This window comes from Reyranella sp., from assembly GCF_965228225.1.
In the GTDB taxonomy this organism is placed as follows: Bacteria; Pseudomonadota; Alphaproteobacteria; order Reyranellales; family Reyranellaceae; genus Reyranella.
On record NZ_OZ245801.1, the window covers coordinates 3,742,061 to 3,756,508 of the forward strand.

Genomic DNA, 14,448 nt, shown 5'->3' on the forward strand with positions numbered 1-14,448 from the left:
ATCTATTTGTCGGGCGTGGCCGCGCGGCAGATGGCAAGCGTCTGCTCGCGCACGATCTGCTTCATCAACTGGACGTTTTCACCCTCGAGACCGACCGCTTTGAGTATGGGTCGTTTGTGGTTGTTGCAGAAGATGACGACCTGGCCGATCAGCGCCATCGTTCGCATCGTCATCTCCGGATCGGCTTCAGACTTGCCGTGAATGCGGGCGAACAGGGCCAGGCAGGGATTGAAGATCTGCTGCATGCCATTCTCGTGCATCCGCTCGAGCCCGGGCGTTTCTTCGACCTCGGCGCGCGCGAAGATGAGGCGTCGGCTGTCGACCTGCGGGCCGCTCGTCACCACCGTGACGAAGGCTTCGAGCGTCTGGCACAGAAGTTCGGTCAGCTCGGCCGGCGTGGTGGTCTGATCATCGAGCGCTGAGCGAACGCGGGGCAGCACTGCTGACATGTGCCGCTCCGTGTCGGCGACGATGTCCTCGACGATGGCGCGGTAAAGACCTTCCTTGTTGCCGAAATAATACTGGATGGCCGGAAGGTTCACGCCCGCACCTTCGGCGATCTGCCGGGTGCTGGCGCCCTCGTATCCATGGGCAGCAAAAAGATCGAGCGCGGCTTCCAGGATTCGGCGGCGCGTATCCTCGCCTCTCGCCTGGGTGCCTTGGCGGCCACGTCCAGTGGTTGGAATATTGATCATCGCTACCCTGAGCAGTGCAGACCCAGGCTGATTACTATCAGTCGATAAACTATGTCAATCGATATATATTTTCGCAGGCGGCGCGAATTCAGGGCCGGTGAAGACGAGCATCGAAGGGGGTGGCGTGCGGCACTTGACGACCGCAGTGGCGGGCATCGAGCACCATGCCGATCGTGCCGCGAGCGCCAGAAAGCCTAGATGGCGAGCGCGAGGCTCGCCATCCGGCTCGATGCGATCCAGGTCCCTGGTCGGGGAAGCGCGGTCTCGCTCGTCTTACTTGCGCCCCGGCGTCGGCCGTTAAGGCTACAGCTTGGCAGCCATCGACTTCGGCACGCGGACCGGCATGTCGAGCAGCATCTGGGCGAAGGCCTTGGCGAGCGGATCGGCCTTTAGCGAAGCCATGCCGCCGCCGCCCAACGCCTTGCGCAGCAGGAAGTTGAAACCCTGGATGCCCGGCAGGCGCCAGCGCGTGACCGTTCCCTCGATACGGTGGGCGAAATACTTCGCCACTGCCTCTTCCGTCACCTCCGCATCCAGAATCGGCTCGTACTCCGGCTGGCGCGCGAAGATGCCGATATTGGCGTTGTCGCCCTTGTCGCCGGACCGGCCGTAAGCCAGCGCGATCAGCGGCACGGTGGCGGTGTCGCCAGCCGACAGCGGCGGCGCAGCCGGCGCTTCGACCGGAAGCTGCGCCGTCGTGAAGCCGCCACTCAGGGCGCCTTCCTGCATCGCGATGCGATGGCGATCGACATCGACTGTGACCGGCACCATCGACTTCGGCAGGAGGCAGGAGAACATGCGGATGACCGGCGACGGCGCGACCCGGCCGGCGCCGAAGCTGCCGGTCATGCCGACCACGCCGCCCGTCGACATCGGCGAGATTTCGCGGCCGAGCAGCGCCAGCGCTTCCTTCTGGTCGTGTTTGGCGGCGATCTTCACGACGACCTCGCGGGCGTCGGGCACGCGGCCGTGCGGCCCGTACGTTGCCTCGCTGCCGATCACCTCGATGCTGACGTCGCGATAATCCGCCATCCCCTTCTCGGCGAACATGCGGCGCGTCTTCTTGATGATCGATTCGGCGCTGTGGCGTCCCTTCGCAACCGCCTCGCGGCCGCCCATCATGAAGATCGAGCTGAATTTGTAGCCGTCGGGCCAGGTCGTCGAGACCTTGTAGGTGTCGGTCGGCGGCCGGCCTCGGGCACCACTCACCCGCACGCGGTCCTTGGCCACCTGCTCATAGGTCGCCTGCGTGAAGTCGCACACCACGTCGGGCACCATGTAGGCGCGCGGATCCCCGATCTCGTAGAGCATCTGCTCGGCGACCGTCGCCGTCGTGATCAGCCCGCCGGTGTCGTCGGGCTTGGACAGCACGAAACTGCCGTCGCTCGACACTTCGGCAATCGGAAAGCCCATATTGTCGTAGTCGGGCACCAGCCGCCAATCGGTGAAGTTGCCGCCGTTGCACTGCGCGCCGCATTCGATGATGTGGCCGCACAGCGTCCCTGCGGCGAGGCGATCGAATTCCTCGGGTGTCCATGAGAAGGCGTGGATCAATGCGCCCAGCGTCACGGCCGAATCGACGCAGCGGCCGGTGATGACCACGTCGGCCCCCTCGGCCAACGCCCGCGCGATCGGAAAGCCGCCGAGATAGGCGTTCATGCTGGCGATCTTCGACGGCAGCTCCGCCCCCGTATCCATCTCGCGGATTCCGGCGGCGCGGAATTCGTCGACGCGCGGCAGGATGTCGTCGCCCAGCACGACCGCGACCTTGAGCGTCACGCCCGCCGCCTCGCAGGCCTTCAGGACCGCGTCGCGGCAGGCCAGCGGATTGACGCCGCCGGCGTTGGTCACGACCTTGATCTTCTTCTCGGCGATCTCGCGCGCCAGCGGCGCCATGACGACCGAGACGAAGTCGACGGCGTAGCCCGCCTGGGGATTGCGGAGCTTCTGGGCCGCCATGATCGACATGGTGACCTCGGCGAGATAGTCGCTCACCAGATAGTCGACGTTGCCGTGCCGCACGAGCTGCGCGGCGGCGGTCTCGGTATCGCCCCAGAAGCCCGAATGGCAGCCGATGCGGACCGTTTCCTTGCTCATCCTGCAGCCCCTCTCGTCGCCCTATTTCTTCTTGCGATTGACGAACGCGCCCATGCGTTCGACGTGCTCACCCTCGGCCACCGACTGGGCGAAGGAATCGATGCCGGCCTGCACCGCCTCGTCGAGCGGCAGCCGCTCCCAGCGGCGCATCAGGCGCTTCTGCGCCCGCACCGCAAGCGGCGTCGCCTCGACGATCGAATGCACACAGCGCTCGATGGCCGCGTCGATCTTCGCCGTCTCGACGACCTCCTCGACCATGCCCCAGGCCTCGGCCTTGCGGGAATCGATGTTCTCACCGGTCAGCAGCATCCAGGAGGTGCGGCCCCAGCCGATCAGGCGGGGCAGCAGCGCCGCCTCGACGACGGAGGGAATGCCGACCTTGACCTCGGGCATGCCGAAATGCGCGGTGTCGGTGGCGATGCGCAGGTCGCAGGCGGCCGCCACTTCGAGGCCGGCGCCCAGCGTGTAGCCTTCCATGCGGCAGATCACCGGCACAGGGCAGTCACGAATCGACTGGCAGAGCTGGTGGACCATGGTGATGAACGCGCGACCATCCTCGGAGGTGCGCATGCCCGCCATGTGGTTGATGTCGGCGCCGCCGATGAAGGCCCGGCCGCCAGCCCCCGAGAACACGACCACCCGCAGATCCTCCTCGGTCGACAGCGCGTGGAAGGTTGCGGTGAGATCGTGCAAGGCCGCCGGGTTCAGGACGTTGAGGCGCCGCGCATTGTCGAATACGAAATGTGCCACCGTGCCGGCATCGCGCTTGTCGCGCCGGACCTCGATCTTGTGCGCGGCTTCCGCCATGACGTTTCGCTCCGTGGGTCTTTGTGATTGGCTGATTCTACCCTATTAGAACCCGCCAACGACGCTTCACAAGAGCCAATGCCCGACACCTTTCCCGACCTTGCCTCCTGGGGCATCGACCTTTCCCGCTACACCGTGTTCGTACCGCCGGATCCGTTCGAGGACCATGTCGGGCCGTTCTATTTCGACCTCCAGGGCGACGCGCGCGCCGCCGGCACGGTTCACTGCGTGCTGCCGACGCTCGCGCGTCACGGCAACTATATGGGCGGAGTGCATGGCGGCGGCATCCTGACCTTCGCCGACTACGCGCTCTGCCTGGTGGCCGGCCGCGCCGCCGACGGCGGTACCAATTCCTCCTTCGCCATGACGGTGAGCATTGCGGTGGAGTTCGTGAACGGCGCGGTCATCGGGCCGCCGCTCGAAGCGCGCGGCGAGCCGCTGCAGGTCACGGGCCGGCTCGCTTTCGCGCGCGGCTCGATCACCCAGGAAGGCCGCACGATCGCGCTGTGGTCGGGCGTGTGCCGCCACGTTGCGCGCGCCAAGGCCATGGCCCGCAAGGACGAGCAGGCGCCGTCGAGGAACGACCTGCCGCCGCAGGTCGCTCCCGAGGGATTCGAGCCGTTCAAGGCCAGCGCCTATTCCACGCATATCGGCCCGGCCTTCGTGCGCAAGGAGACCGATGGCGCCTCGCTGGTACAGCCGACGCTGGCGCGCATGTGCAACTCCGGCGGCGCGCTGCATGGCGGCTACATGATGAGCTTCGCCGACACCGCCATCACGCGCGCCGCGGCGATGACGACCGATCTCGCGCCGACCACCGTCTCCTTCGCCGCCGAGTTCCTGGCCGCGGGCGACATCTCCGCGCCGCTGGTCACGCGGGTGGAGGTGCCCAAGCGCGGACGGTCGATCGCCTTCCTGCGCGGCCTGCTGGAACAGAACGGCAAGGCCCTGCTCTCCTACTCCGCGACGGTGATGCTCCGGCCGCGGGCCTGATCGGCGCCGGCCTGGGCGGCGACCCGCGCCACTTCCTGCGCCAAGGCAACGTCGAGGCCGCGCACCCCCTTCAGATCCCCGCCCTTGGCCGCTCGCTCCACGGCGTCGGCGATCCGGCCGAGGGTCACTGCGCCGATCATGCCGGCAGTCCCTTTCAGCCGGTGCGCCGCCCGTGCGATCGTATCGAGATCCTCAGCCTCGCGAATCTCCCGATGGGCACCCCGTGCCGTGTCGAGGAACTCGCGCTCGATCTCGGCGAGCGCCGCCGGGTCGCCGCCGAACAGCTCGATGAGCCGGTCGCGATCATAGGCCGGGCTCATGACGCGTTCTGCCGACATGTATCCTTCAGCCAGACTTCGAGGGTCGCCTTCAGCTGCTCGATGCCGACCGGCTTGGTGATGAAGCCGTCCATCCCGGCCGCCCGGCTGCGCTCTTCCTCCGACTCCAGCGTGCTGGCGGTCACGGCGAGGATCGGAAGGCGTTCGCTGCCGGTCGATGCCTCGCGCTGGCGGATGCACCGCGCCAGCTCGAAGCCGTCCATATCGGGCATCTGCAGGTCGGCGAGCATCAGGTCGTAGGAACGCGAGCGCCACATCGCGAGCGCCTCCTCGCCGCCTGCCGCCATGTCGGCAGAGGTCCCGGCCAGTTCGAGCTGGCGCGCCAGGATCTTGCGGTTGACCGAATTGTCGTCGACGACCAGGACGCGGCCGCCCAGCCGCACGGCCGCAGCCGGTGCGGCCGTAACCGGTGGGACACAGCTCGTCCGCCCGGCCGCCTGCGCGATCGCCCTGACCAGCACGTCGCGCCGCCACGGGCGTTTCAAGTCGGCGAGGCACAGCTGGTCGTTCGAGCCTTCGACGGTCACCGCAGTCTGTGACGACACCACGACGTCGACCTCGGCGCCCGCGTCGCGCAGATAGCGCGCGATGGCGGCGCTCTCCTGCGGGTCGGGCAGGGAAAGGACCAGGGAAAGATCCTGGAGGGGAAGCCCGGCGGCGGCCTGTGCCGGCGGCGCCGGCTGGAGCGTCACCGTGACGACGAAGGTCGATCCCACACCCGGCGCGCTGTGCACCTCGACGCGGCCGTCCATCGCCTCGGCGAGTCGCCGCACGATGGACAGGCCAAGCCCGGTGCCCCCGAAGCGGCGCGTCGTCGAACTGTCGGCCTGGACGAACGGGTTGAACAGACGATCGCGCTGGGCGGCCGTGAGACCGATCCCCGTGTCGACCACCCTGATGCGGAGCACGAGCGAGCCGTCCGGCTCCCCGCCCTCTCCTTCGAGGAAAAGGCGGACGCTGCCCTTCTCCGTGAACTTGATGGCGTTGCCCAGCAGGTTGAACAGGATCTGCTGCAGACGCAGCGGATCGCCGATGGCGCGAGCCGGCACGTCGGACGCCACATAGGCCGACAGGATCAGCCCCTTCTCGGCGGCCCGGGCGGCCAGCGCCTCGGCCGCGCCTTCGATCAGCTCGACGGTGGAGAACTCGACCCGCTCGAGATCGAGGCGCCCGGCCTCGATCTTGGAGAAATCCAGGATGTCGTCGATGATCCTCAGCAGCGACGCCGCCGAATAGCGCACCGTTCCCAACTGGCCGCGCTGGTCGGGCGAGAGTTCGGTGCGCTCCAGGACGTCGATCATGCCCAGCACGCCGTTCATCGGCGTGCGGATCTCGTGGCTCATGGTGGCGAGGAAGGTCGACTTGGCCTGGTTGGCCTTCTCGGCGTCGCGCTGGGCCGCCAGGGCCGCGTCGCGGGCCTGGCGGGCTTCGTCATAGGCAACCTGCAGCCGGCGCGCCAAGTCCTCCTTCTCGTAGGCCAGGGCGATATTGTCGTACTGCCAGCGATGCACGTCGCGCACATAGGCCATCAGGTGGCCGACATAGGCGGCGCCTGCGATGCCCACGAGCTGGTAGAACGGGTCGCCCGAGGCGACGAGGACCAGCAGGAGCGGCGCCGCCGTGGCGACGGCGAAGGCGTAGAAGGTCGGAGGATGGGCCGAGCGGATCGGCACCGCCGTCGTGACCGTGGCCAGGAGCACGAGCCCCAGCAGCATGCGCTGCAGCTCGAAATCCCTGGAGGCCAGCAGATAGCCTGCCCAGCCCCAGCAGGCGCCGCCCAGGAAGGTGAAGCCCGCGAACCACCACCCCCAACGGAGCGTCTGCTCGTCGTCAGGGCGGTCCTGCGCGAAGCGATGCCGGAGAAGGTCGAAGCCCAGAGTCACGATGAGGTAGGCCCCGAAGGGGCCGGCCAGCTCGATCAGGTCGATCTGCCGCCAGTAGATCGCGGCGATGACCGGCCACAGAACGAACGAAAAATAGCGGGACGGGGCCGATCCCTGGAACAGGCGGCGCACCAGCTCGGCCCGGACGAACCGGTCCTGGTGGGCGGCCTCCGCCCCGTTGACCTGAGGGGCGGCCGGATCAGCGGCGGCGAGCGACATCAACCATCCCAAGACCAGGGTTTGAGCCGCCGCCCCATTGGGCAGCTACAGCTTGCGGATTTCCCACACCGCCAATCGTATCAAAGATATCAAGAAAACGATATAATTCGTTGAGAAATAGTGTTAATTTGAAGGCATTAAACGTCATTTATTAGGTTAGAACATGCAGCTTCCGTCCGTGTTGTTGGTCGAAGACGACGCATTTCAGCGCAAGGCCGCCGAGACCTATCTGTCCAGTCACGAGCTCAAGGTCACGGCCGTCGAGAATGGCGCCCAGATGCGCCGCCAGCTCTCCCGGTCGATGCCCGACCTCGTCCTGCTCGATGTCCAGCTTCCAGGGGCGGACGACGGTTTCGCACTCGCCCGCTGGCTACGCGAGAGCAACACCCGCGTCGGCATCATCATGCTCACCGCGGCGACCGATCCGGTCGACAAGGTGCTGGGCCTCGAAAGCGGCGCCGACGACTATGTCTCCAAGCCCTACGAGCCGCGCGAGCTGCTGGCCCGCTGCAAGAGCGTGCTGCGCCGGTCGGTCGCCAAGGCGACGCCGTCCCGGCTCGAGCGGGTGCGGATGGGCGGCCACGTGCTCGATCTCACCAAGCGCCAGCTTCTTGACGCCGACAACATCGATGTTCCACTGACATCGGGCGAGTTCGACGTCCTCAAGATCTTCGCGGAAAATCCCAATCGCCCCCTGTCGCGCGACTGGCTGCTGGAGACGACCAGCCATCGCGCCCGCGACCCGTTCGACCGGTCGATCGACCTGCGGATCACGCGGATCCGGCGCAAGATCGAGCCGGCGGCGGACAAGCCGACGGTGATCCGCACCGTGCGCGGTGTCGGGTATATGTTCGTGCCGCCCGCCGAATAGCCGGGCTATAAGAGCCGGCCCCGGCGCGTCCGGGGCGCAGCCCGTCGGTTGCGGGGGCCCGTAGTTCAGCGGTTAGAACGAGCCGCTCATAACGGTTATGTCGCAGGTTCGAATCCTGCCGGGCCTACCAACCACTCGGAGCGCTAACACCGGCGGCGGGCGCCTCTGCCGAGAGGCCCCTGAGGGTCCAGCTTCGCTACGGCTCATGAACCGCGAAAACGTCGGTCTAGAACTCTCTCAGATTGTCGCGGAAGTGTTTGTGGGCATACGCCTTGCGCGTCACGCCTCGACGCTGCAACTCGGGCACCAGCCCGTCGCATATTTCCATGATGTAGCGTCGGTCGAAGTGGGCGTTGAACAGCAGGAAGCCGTCGCCGCCCACCTCCTGCATGATTTCCTGCATCAGGCCCGCGACATGGTCCGGTGTGCCCACCAGGTCGATACCCTGCCGGCTGTTGAGCCCGCTCGCCAGCGAGCGCGGCGTCTTGCCGATCCATTTGGCAAGCGAGGACTGGTGCCCGTTGGTCCGCAGGTGCTCCGGCAACGGCTCGTCGGGATCGAACTGGGCGAAGTCGATGTTGGTGAGGCGCGACATGCCCGAGAGCTGCAGGTCGAGATGCCTGCCGAAATCCTCCTGCTCGAGCCGCCGGCGTTCGCGGGCGGCCTCCATCGTCGTGTCGACGATCGGATAGGCGAGAAACAGGATTTTGACATCGTCCGGATTTCGCCCCCAGCCCACGGCCTGGCGGCGGATGTCCTCGCGGAAGCTCTTCATGCCCTCGACGGAGACGGCGTTGGTGATGATCGTGTCGGCCCACCGGGAGGCGAAGGCCTGGCCGCGCGGCGAGCCCCCGGCCTGGCAGATCGGCACCCTTCCCTGGGGCGAACGCGGCGCGTTGATCGGCCCGCGCACCTTGAAATACTTGCCCTCATGGTTGATCGGCCGGACCTTCTTGCCGTCGGCGAACATCGGAATGTCGCGGTCGAGCACGACTGCATCCTCGTCCCAGGCCTCCCACAGCCGCGTGACGACGTCGGCGAATTCGTCGGCGACGTCGTATCGCTCGTCGTGCGGACGCTGGCCGACATGGCCGTAATTCTCGGCGGCGCCGTCATTGCTGCCGGTCACGCAGTTCCAGCCGATGCGGCCCTCGGTGACATGATCGAGCGAGTTGACGAGGCGCGCCAGCAGGTAGGGCGGATACTCCGAAGTCGAGAGCGTCGGCACGAGGCCGAGATGTTTGGTCGCCATCGCCAGCCATGGGACCAGCACGGCGGGATCCAGCTTGGGCGAGCTGGCGCCGTACTTGAGGTAGGTGTCGTGGCTGCCCTGGTAAGTGTAGGGCACCATCGAAGAGTCCTCGATGATCATGTAGTCGAAGCAGCCGCGCTCCAGTCCCTTGGCCAGGTCGACGAAGATGTCCGGCATCATCCAGCGATGCTTGTCGTATTCGGTGCCGGGCCACATCGAGCGCCACGCCTTCGGGCCATAGCCCTGCGACAGGAACCAGGCGAGATGGAAATGATCCTTTGCCATGTTCAGGCGACCGCCTTCTTCGGCAGGCTCGCGACGAATTCGGCCTGGCTCATCGCCAGGTCGGGGCGAAAACCACGGTCACGATAGAACTTCTCGTAGATCTTGAATTCCTCGAGCACGCGCCGGAGTTCGGTGACGGCATCGTCATGCAGGTCGACGCGCACGTCGATGTCGAAGTGATCGGGCTCGGAGGACACGAAGATCGCGGCCGACCTTTCGGTGAGATGGCCCTCCGCGCCGACTTGCCCGCCAGCATCACGTCCGCCCTCGAGCGCGGCCAACAGCCGGAACTCGAGGCCGGCGCCGGGCTCCCGGAGGTAGCCCGCGACGATGCCGTCGATCACTTCCGGGCCGGCCAGCACGTTGCCGAACGCCACGAAGCCGGCGCCCTCGTGGTGTCCTGCCCAGGGCCGGCAGCCCGGGCCGGTATGGGCGCAAGTCGTGCCCTCGCGGTCGATGATGCCGATCTGTCGCCAGTCATGGTCGGGATCGCAGGCCTTGAGCGCGGCCATCACACCGGCTGGCGCCCTGCCCTGCTCCAGCAGTTCGAGCGCGATCAGGTCGTTGTCCCGCTTCACATAGGCCTGCGTCTTGGAGACGCCCGCACCGAAGCGGATGCCCTCGCATCGGCCGCCGGCCGCGATCGAGAAGGTCGTGACGCCGAGGCCGAGGCGGCCGGTCTGGGGACAGCGTGCAATGATCGAGAAGGTCATGGCCCGGGCTCCTTCATCGAGGCCATGAACGCCTCCTGCCCGATCGCGCCGCGCGGATTGCGTCCACGGTCGGCATAGTAGCCCTCGTACTGCTTGTAGACCGTCCAGACACGCCGCAGCTCGTCGACCGCCTTGTCGTGCAGGTCGACGCGCAGGTCGATATCGGGATGGATATGGCGCGAGGAGACCTGGAGAGCCGCCGAGCGCTCGGTCCGATGGGCCGTCGCATTGCCCTGCCCGCCCGCGTCGCGGCCATATTCGAGGGCCATCAGCAGGCGATGTTCGAGGTCGGCCTCGGGCTCCGCGAGGAAGCCCTCGGCGATCGCCTCGGCCACGTGCCGGCCGCGCAGGCCGTTGCCGGTGGAGATGTAGTTATCGCCCGTCACCTCGCCCGCCCAGCCGCGCACGTTCGCACCGGTATAGGCTGCCACCGCGCCGCCGCGGTCGATCACGCCGATCTGGCGATAGCTGTGGTAGGCGTCGTTGGCCTTGAGCTGCTCGAGGACCGCCTGGGCGCCGAGGCCCTGTGCGAGAAGTCGCAGCGCGATCGCGTTGTTGTTCTCGTTGGCATTGGCCTGGCTCACCGTGACCCCGGCCTTCGATCGGGTCGAGTGGGCGTAGCGGCCGACCGTGACCGAATAGGTGGCGATGCCGATGCCGAGGCGACCGGTCTTCGCGCAGCGGCCGAGGATGGTGTAGGTCATGCCCGCTCCTTGACGCGTCTGGCGTCGAGTTGCTTCGCGAAGACGTCCTGCGGGATGGCTTTCGACGGGTCGGTATCCCGTCCGCGATAGAACTCCTCATAGAGTTTGAACTCCTCCAGCACGCGCCGCAGCTCGTCGACCGCCGTCTCGTGCACGTCGACGCGGACGTCGACATCGGGGAAATCGCGCCGGTCCACGACCTTGATCGCGGCCGAGCGCTCGGTGCGGTGGGCGTCAGCCGGGCCCTGGCCGCCGGCATCGCGGCCACCTTCGATGGCGCGCAGCAGCCGATATTCCAGCGCATCGTCGCACTTCATGAGGAAGCCCGTGACCATCGCGTCGAGCACCTGCGGACCGAGGAGACCGTTGCCGAACACGACGCAATCGGCCGCCTCCTTGTGGCCTGCCCAGCCGCGGCAGCCGGGGCCGGTATGGGCAGCGACCCTGCCATCGCGGTCCATGATCGCGATCTGGCGGAAGCCGTGCTCGGTGTCGTTGCCGGCGAAGATCGCCATCACGCGCGCGGGCCCATAGCCCTGCGCCAGGAGCTTGATGCCGACCGGATCGTTGGTGCGGTTGGGAAACGCCTGCGTCTTGCAGACTCCGACATTGGCCGCGACGCCTTCGCACCGTCCGCCCACCGCCAGCGAATAGGTGGCGATGCCGAGGCCGAGACGGCCCGTGCGCCGGCAACGCCCGATCACGGAGTAAGTCATCGCGCCGCCTCCTGCGCCTGAGCGAGCGTCTGGGCGAAGGCATACTGCGCAATCGCATCCTTCGGGTTCTTCGCTCGCTCCTTGTAGTAGCCGCGATAGAGCTCGTACTGCTCGAAGGCGCGTCGGAGTTCCTCGATTGCCTTGTCGTGCAGGTCGACGCGCAGATCGAGTTCGGCGTGATCGTAGTCGCCGTAGACCATCACGGCGGCCGAACGTTCGGGAAGAGGGCCGTCGTTGCCGACCTGCCCACCGGCATCGCGGCCCGCTTCGATCGCCGCGAGGAGACGGCGCTCGAAAGAGATCCCGGCCGCGCCTTCATAGGCCTTGGCCATGGCGTCGACGACCGGTTCGCCCGCCAGCACGTTGCCCATGGCCACATAGCCGTCGCCCGTGACGTGCCCCGCCCAGCCGCGGTTCTTCGGACCGCTATAGGCCCCTACCCGGCCCAGGCGGTCGATTGCGGCGATCTGACGGAATTCGTGGTTGGCATCGTTGGCTTTCAGCTCGGCCAGCACGTGGTCGGGCGCGAAACCCTGGGCCAGCAGCCGGAGCGCCAGCGGATTGTTGCCCTGGTTGACGAAGGCCTGGGTCATGGTCGCGCCGGTATTGCCGCGCAGGCCGGTGCAATAGAGGCCCACGGTGATCGAGTAGGTCGCGATGCCGATGCCGACCTGGCCGGTCGTCGGACAGCGCGCCAGCAGAGTGAAGGTCATGAGCGTCTGTCTCCCGTCGGTGCCTTCGCCACCGCACGCACGGAACGTGCCGAACCGGCCGCCGCGGCCTCGCGCCTCGGCGGCGCATAGGCCAACTCGTGCAGATCCTGGAACTCGCCTTGAAGAACACGAAGGAATTCCTCTGCCGCGACCGGCAGCTGCCGCGCAGAATGCGTGATCGCATCGATCGTTGCGTTGTTCATCAGCCGGTCGCGAATCGGAACGGCGACCAGTTCGCCCGAGCGCAGACTGTCCGGGGCCGACAGGCGCGGGAGAAAGGTGATGCCGTGATTCACCTTCACGAATTCGACGCGCAGCTGAATCGCGTTGGTCTCGAGGGTCGGTGAGATGTGAATGCCCGCGGCGGTGCAGGCGACCTCTATCAGGCTATGACTGCCGGTGTGTTTCATCGGTGACGCGATCGGATAGGCGGCACAATCGGCCAGCGAGACTTTAGGCCGCCCGGCGAGCGGATGATGCGCGGACATCACCGCGACCAGGGGTTCGCGCATCTTGAACACCGTCTCCAGCTCGGCCTCGGCGGGGGGATAGAAGGCGAGTCCGATGTCGGTGCGGCCCTCTCGAACGGCCGCCACCACCTGATCGGAGCCGTCGATCGTGATCTCGAACTGGATGCCGGGATATCGCCGGCTGAATCGGGTCACGGCGCGCGGCAGCAGGTGCGGCACCAGGGTCTCGATCGAGCGGATGCTGACGGTACCGCGGCGCAACCCCTTCAGCGCGTCGATCTCCGAGCGCACGCGCTCGATCTGGCGCAGGTTGGTCTGGGCATGACGCAGCAGGATCTCGCCCGCCGAGGTGAGCTTCACGCCGCGCGCGTGGCGCTCGAACAGCGGAACGCCGAATTCTTCCTCGAGCTTCTGGATCTGTCGACTGAGCGCGGACTGGGCAATGTGCAGTTCCTCCGCCGCCTCCCGTATCGATCCGAGCCTTGCAATGGCTGAGAAATAGCGCAGGGACTGATTGATCATTTCTTGGTCTCTCCTGCCTTGAGACTGATGCCGAACCGGCATCGCTTCAACGCCGAAATGGCGCTTGTCCGATCACCCGCCGCACCCTCAATTCGTCTCTGGCATCTGATCGACGTCAACGAGGAAGACACCGCTATGCTCGATATGGTTGGGGAAGCCGTCGACCGGCTGATCACGATCGAAGCCAAGAACCACGGCATGCCGCACGGCATCCTGCTGCCGATGTACCTCGCGGCGCGCAAGGTGGTGGGCGACAAGCCGGTCACGATGGCGGCCGCCAAGGGCCTGCAACAGGCGCTCGGCAAGGGCGACGTCGTCTTCATCATGACCGGCGCGGGATACGAGCCCACCATGCCCAAGGGCGAGAGCGACGGGCCGCCAGGTGCCGCCTCGCTCGCCCGCATTCTCTATCGTGGCCTCGGCGCCGTCCCGGTCTTCGTGAACGAGGCGTGTCACGCAGATCCGATCGTCGCGTCCAGCGAGGCCGCCGGCCTGATGGTGAAGCCCTTCGAGCAGGCGCGCGATCGTCATCTGGGTGCCGCCATCGAAAACGCACCGGAAGACCAGTCGAAGATCGAGGCGTGGATCGGCGATATCTATGCGAAGTATAAGCCCAGGGCTGTCGTTGCCGCGGAGCGCCTCGGCGCCGGCGCCGACGGCAACGTCCATACCGCGACCGGCTTGCCGCTCACTGGCCCGGAGTCCCGATTCCAGGGCTGCATCGACATCGGCGGCGTCGTCACCGAGGCCAACAAGCGCAACATCTTCTCGGTCGGCATCGGCGATCACGGCAACGAGCTGGGCTTCGGCACGATCTACGACACGGTGGTGGAGACCATGCCCAAGGGCAAGGCGCTCGCCACCGTGGTGAAGACCGACGTCGTGATCCCGGCGATGATGTCGAACTGGGGCTGCTACGGCGTCGAGGCGTGCCTCGCCTACCTCTTGAAGAAGCCGCAGCTCATCCACTCGCCGGACATGGAAAAGCGCATCGTGCAGGCCTGCCTCGACGCCGGCGGCCTCGAGGCGATGTACTGCACGACAGAGTTCCTGGTCGACGGCCTCGATGGCGAGACGTCGATGGCCTGCATGCAGTTCCTGTCCAACATCGTGCGCAAGAATCTCGAGCCGCCCGACGCGGGCCTCACGCATTGATCGAAAACTTCAAAC

The 14,448-nt window shown here is 66.7% G+C and carries 14 protein-coding genes and 1 tRNA gene; 4 read left to right on the forward strand and 11 right to left on the reverse strand.

Going from position 1 to position 14,448, the window contains the following annotated elements:
• Positions 1-2: 2 nt before the first annotated feature.
• The 3 genes from ACO07K_RS18150 to ACO07K_RS18160 all read right to left on the reverse strand — a co-directional run bounded on the left by ACO07K_RS18150 (position 3) and on the right by ACO07K_RS18160 (position 3,599).
• The gene (locus ACO07K_RS18150) at positions 3-695 is read right to left on the reverse strand and encodes a TetR/AcrR family transcriptional regulator (RefSeq protein ID WP_422030243.1); all 693 of its coding nucleotides are present in this window, start codon (positions 693-695) and stop codon (positions 3-5) included.
• 303 nt (positions 696-998) lie between these two features.
• The gene (locus tag ACO07K_RS18155; RefSeq protein WP_422030245.1) at positions 999-2,792 is read right to left on the reverse strand and encodes an acyclic terpene utilization AtuA family protein; all 1,794 of its coding nucleotides are present in this window, start codon (positions 2,790-2,792) and stop codon (positions 999-1,001) included.
• 21 nt (positions 2,793-2,813) lie between these two features.
• On the reverse strand, positions 2,814-3,599 hold the full coding sequence (locus tag ACO07K_RS18160; protein WP_422030247.1) for an enoyl-CoA hydratase: 786 nt from the start codon (positions 3,597-3,599) through the stop codon (positions 2,814-2,816).
• Positions 3,600-3,677: 78 nt separating this feature from the next.
• On the opposite strand from ACO07K_RS18160, the gene ACO07K_RS18165 reads away from it, so the two are divergent.
• Positions 3,678-4,592 carry a PaaI family thioesterase gene (locus ACO07K_RS18165; RefSeq protein WP_422030249.1) on the forward strand — a complete coding sequence of 305 codons (915 nt, stop codon included), beginning with the start codon at positions 3,678-3,680 and terminating at the stop codon, positions 4,590-4,592.
• Here the strand turns inward: ACO07K_RS18165 and ACO07K_RS18170 are convergent.
• Both ACO07K_RS18170 and ACO07K_RS18175 read right to left on the reverse strand, forming a co-directional pair.
• A complete protein-coding gene (locus ACO07K_RS18170) occupies positions 4,556-4,930 on the reverse strand; it encodes an Hpt domain-containing protein (RefSeq protein ID WP_422030251.1) in 375 nt (124 codons plus the stop codon). The genes ACO07K_RS18165 and ACO07K_RS18170 overlap by 37 nt on opposite strands.
• Positions 4,909-7,032, reverse strand: a complete 2,124-nt coding sequence (locus ACO07K_RS18175; protein ID WP_422030254.1) for an ATP-binding protein — start codon at positions 7,030-7,032, stop codon at positions 4,909-4,911. The genes ACO07K_RS18170 and ACO07K_RS18175 overlap by 22 nt, the downstream gene beginning before the upstream one ends.
• A 163-nt stretch (positions 7,033-7,195) precedes the next feature.
• Here ACO07K_RS18175 and ACO07K_RS18180 point away from each other — a divergent pair, with 163 nt between their 5' ends.
• A complete protein-coding gene (locus ACO07K_RS18180; RefSeq protein ID WP_422030256.1) occupies positions 7,196-7,903 on the forward strand; it encodes a response regulator in 708 nt (235 codons plus the stop codon).
• A 54-nt stretch (positions 7,904-7,957) separates the two neighbouring features.
• Positions 7,958-8,033 (forward strand) — tRNA-Ile (locus ACO07K_RS18185).
• Positions 8,034-8,129: 96 nt separating this feature from the next.
• On the opposite strand, the gene ACO07K_RS18190 is transcribed toward ACO07K_RS18185, so the two are convergent.
• Genes ACO07K_RS18190 through ACO07K_RS18215 form a run of 6 tightly spaced genes read right to left on the reverse strand, consistent with a single transcriptional unit; the run spans position 8,130 to position 13,278 of the window.
• On the reverse strand, positions 8,130-9,440 hold the full coding sequence (locus tag ACO07K_RS18190; RefSeq protein ID WP_422030258.1) for an NtaA/DmoA family FMN-dependent monooxygenase: 1,311 nt from the start codon (positions 9,438-9,440) through the stop codon (positions 8,130-8,132).
• 2 nt (positions 9,441-9,442) lie between these two features.
• Positions 9,443-10,153, reverse strand: a complete 711-nt coding sequence (locus ACO07K_RS18195; protein WP_422030260.1) for a DUF1028 domain-containing protein — start codon at positions 10,151-10,153, stop codon at positions 9,443-9,445.
• Positions 10,150-10,857 (reverse strand): DUF1028 domain-containing protein, encoded by a 708-nt coding sequence (locus tag ACO07K_RS18200; RefSeq protein WP_422030262.1) that lies wholly within the window; start codon positions 10,855-10,857, stop codon positions 10,150-10,152. Before ACO07K_RS18200 ends, ACO07K_RS18195 begins: the two co-directional genes overlap by 4 nt.
• Positions 10,854-11,573 (reverse strand): DUF1028 domain-containing protein, encoded by a 720-nt coding sequence (locus ACO07K_RS18205; protein WP_422030264.1) that lies wholly within the window; start codon positions 11,571-11,573, stop codon positions 10,854-10,856. Before ACO07K_RS18205 ends, ACO07K_RS18200 begins: the two co-directional genes overlap by 4 nt.
• Entirely contained in the window at positions 11,570-12,286 is a 717-nt protein-coding gene (locus tag ACO07K_RS18210) for a DUF1028 domain-containing protein (RefSeq protein ID WP_422030266.1), read from the reverse strand. The genes ACO07K_RS18205 and ACO07K_RS18210 overlap by 4 nt, the downstream gene beginning before the upstream one ends.
• On the reverse strand, positions 12,283-13,278 hold the full coding sequence (locus tag ACO07K_RS18215) for a LysR family transcriptional regulator (protein ID WP_422030268.1): 996 nt from the start codon (positions 13,276-13,278) through the stop codon (positions 12,283-12,285). Before ACO07K_RS18215 ends, ACO07K_RS18210 begins: the two co-directional genes overlap by 4 nt.
• Before the next feature lie 135 nt (positions 13,279-13,413).
• On the opposite strand from ACO07K_RS18215, the gene ACO07K_RS18220 reads away from it, so the two are divergent.
• A complete protein-coding gene (locus tag ACO07K_RS18220) occupies positions 13,414-14,433 on the forward strand; it encodes a glutamate cyclase domain-containing protein (protein WP_422030270.1) in 1,020 nt (339 codons plus the stop codon).
• Positions 14,434-14,448 lie beyond the last annotated feature (15 nt).

What these genes read in the sequence shown, in the direction of transcription:
- ACO07K_RS18205 (WP_422030264.1), bottom strand. Translation starts at nt 11,573, where the DNA reads ATGACTTACTCCGTGATCGGGCGTTGCCGGCGCACGGGCCGTCTCGGC.
- ACO07K_RS18215 (WP_422030268.1), bottom strand. Translation starts at nt 13,278, where the DNA reads ATGATCAATCAGTCCCTGCGCTATTTCTCAGCCATTGCAAGGCTCGGA.
- ACO07K_RS18220 (WP_422030270.1), top strand. Translation starts at nt 13,414, where the DNA reads ATGCTCGATATGGTTGGGGAAGCCGTCGACCGGCTGATCACGATCGAA.
- ACO07K_RS18175 (WP_422030254.1), bottom strand. Translation starts at nt 7,032, where the DNA reads ATGTCGCTCGCCGCCGCTGATCCGGCCGCCCCTCAGGTCAACGGGGCG.
- ACO07K_RS18150 (WP_422030243.1), bottom strand. Translation starts at nt 695, where the DNA reads ATGATCAATATTCCAACCACTGGACGTGGCCGCCAAGGCACCCAGGCG.
- ACO07K_RS18195 (WP_422030260.1), bottom strand. Translation starts at nt 10,153, where the DNA reads ATGACCTTCTCGATCATTGCACGCTGTCCCCAGACCGGCCGCCTCGGC.
- ACO07K_RS18165 (WP_422030249.1), top strand. Translation starts at nt 3,678, where the DNA reads ATGCCCGACACCTTTCCCGACCTTGCCTCCTGGGGCATCGACCTTTCC.
- ACO07K_RS18200 (WP_422030262.1), bottom strand. Translation starts at nt 10,857, where the DNA reads ATGACCTACACCATCCTCGGCCGCTGCGCGAAGACCGGTCGCCTCGGC.
- ACO07K_RS18160 (WP_422030247.1), bottom strand. Translation starts at nt 3,599, where the DNA reads ATGGCGGAAGCCGCGCACAAGATCGAGGTCCGGCGCGACAAGCGCGAT.
- ACO07K_RS18180 (WP_422030256.1), top strand. Translation starts at nt 7,196, where the DNA reads ATGCAGCTTCCGTCCGTGTTGTTGGTCGAAGACGACGCATTTCAGCGC.
- ACO07K_RS18190 (WP_422030258.1), bottom strand. Translation starts at nt 9,440, where the DNA reads ATGGCAAAGGATCATTTCCATCTCGCCTGGTTCCTGTCGCAGGGCTAT.
- ACO07K_RS18210 (WP_422030266.1), bottom strand. Translation starts at nt 12,286, where the DNA reads ATGACCTTCACTCTGCTGGCGCGCTGTCCGACGACCGGCCAGGTCGGC.
- ACO07K_RS18155 (WP_422030245.1), bottom strand. Translation starts at nt 2,792, where the DNA reads ATGAGCAAGGAAACGGTCCGCATCGGCTGCCATTCGGGCTTCTGGGGC.
- ACO07K_RS18170 (WP_422030251.1), bottom strand. Translation starts at nt 4,930, where the DNA reads ATGTCGGCAGAACGCGTCATGAGCCCGGCCTATGATCGCGACCGGCTC.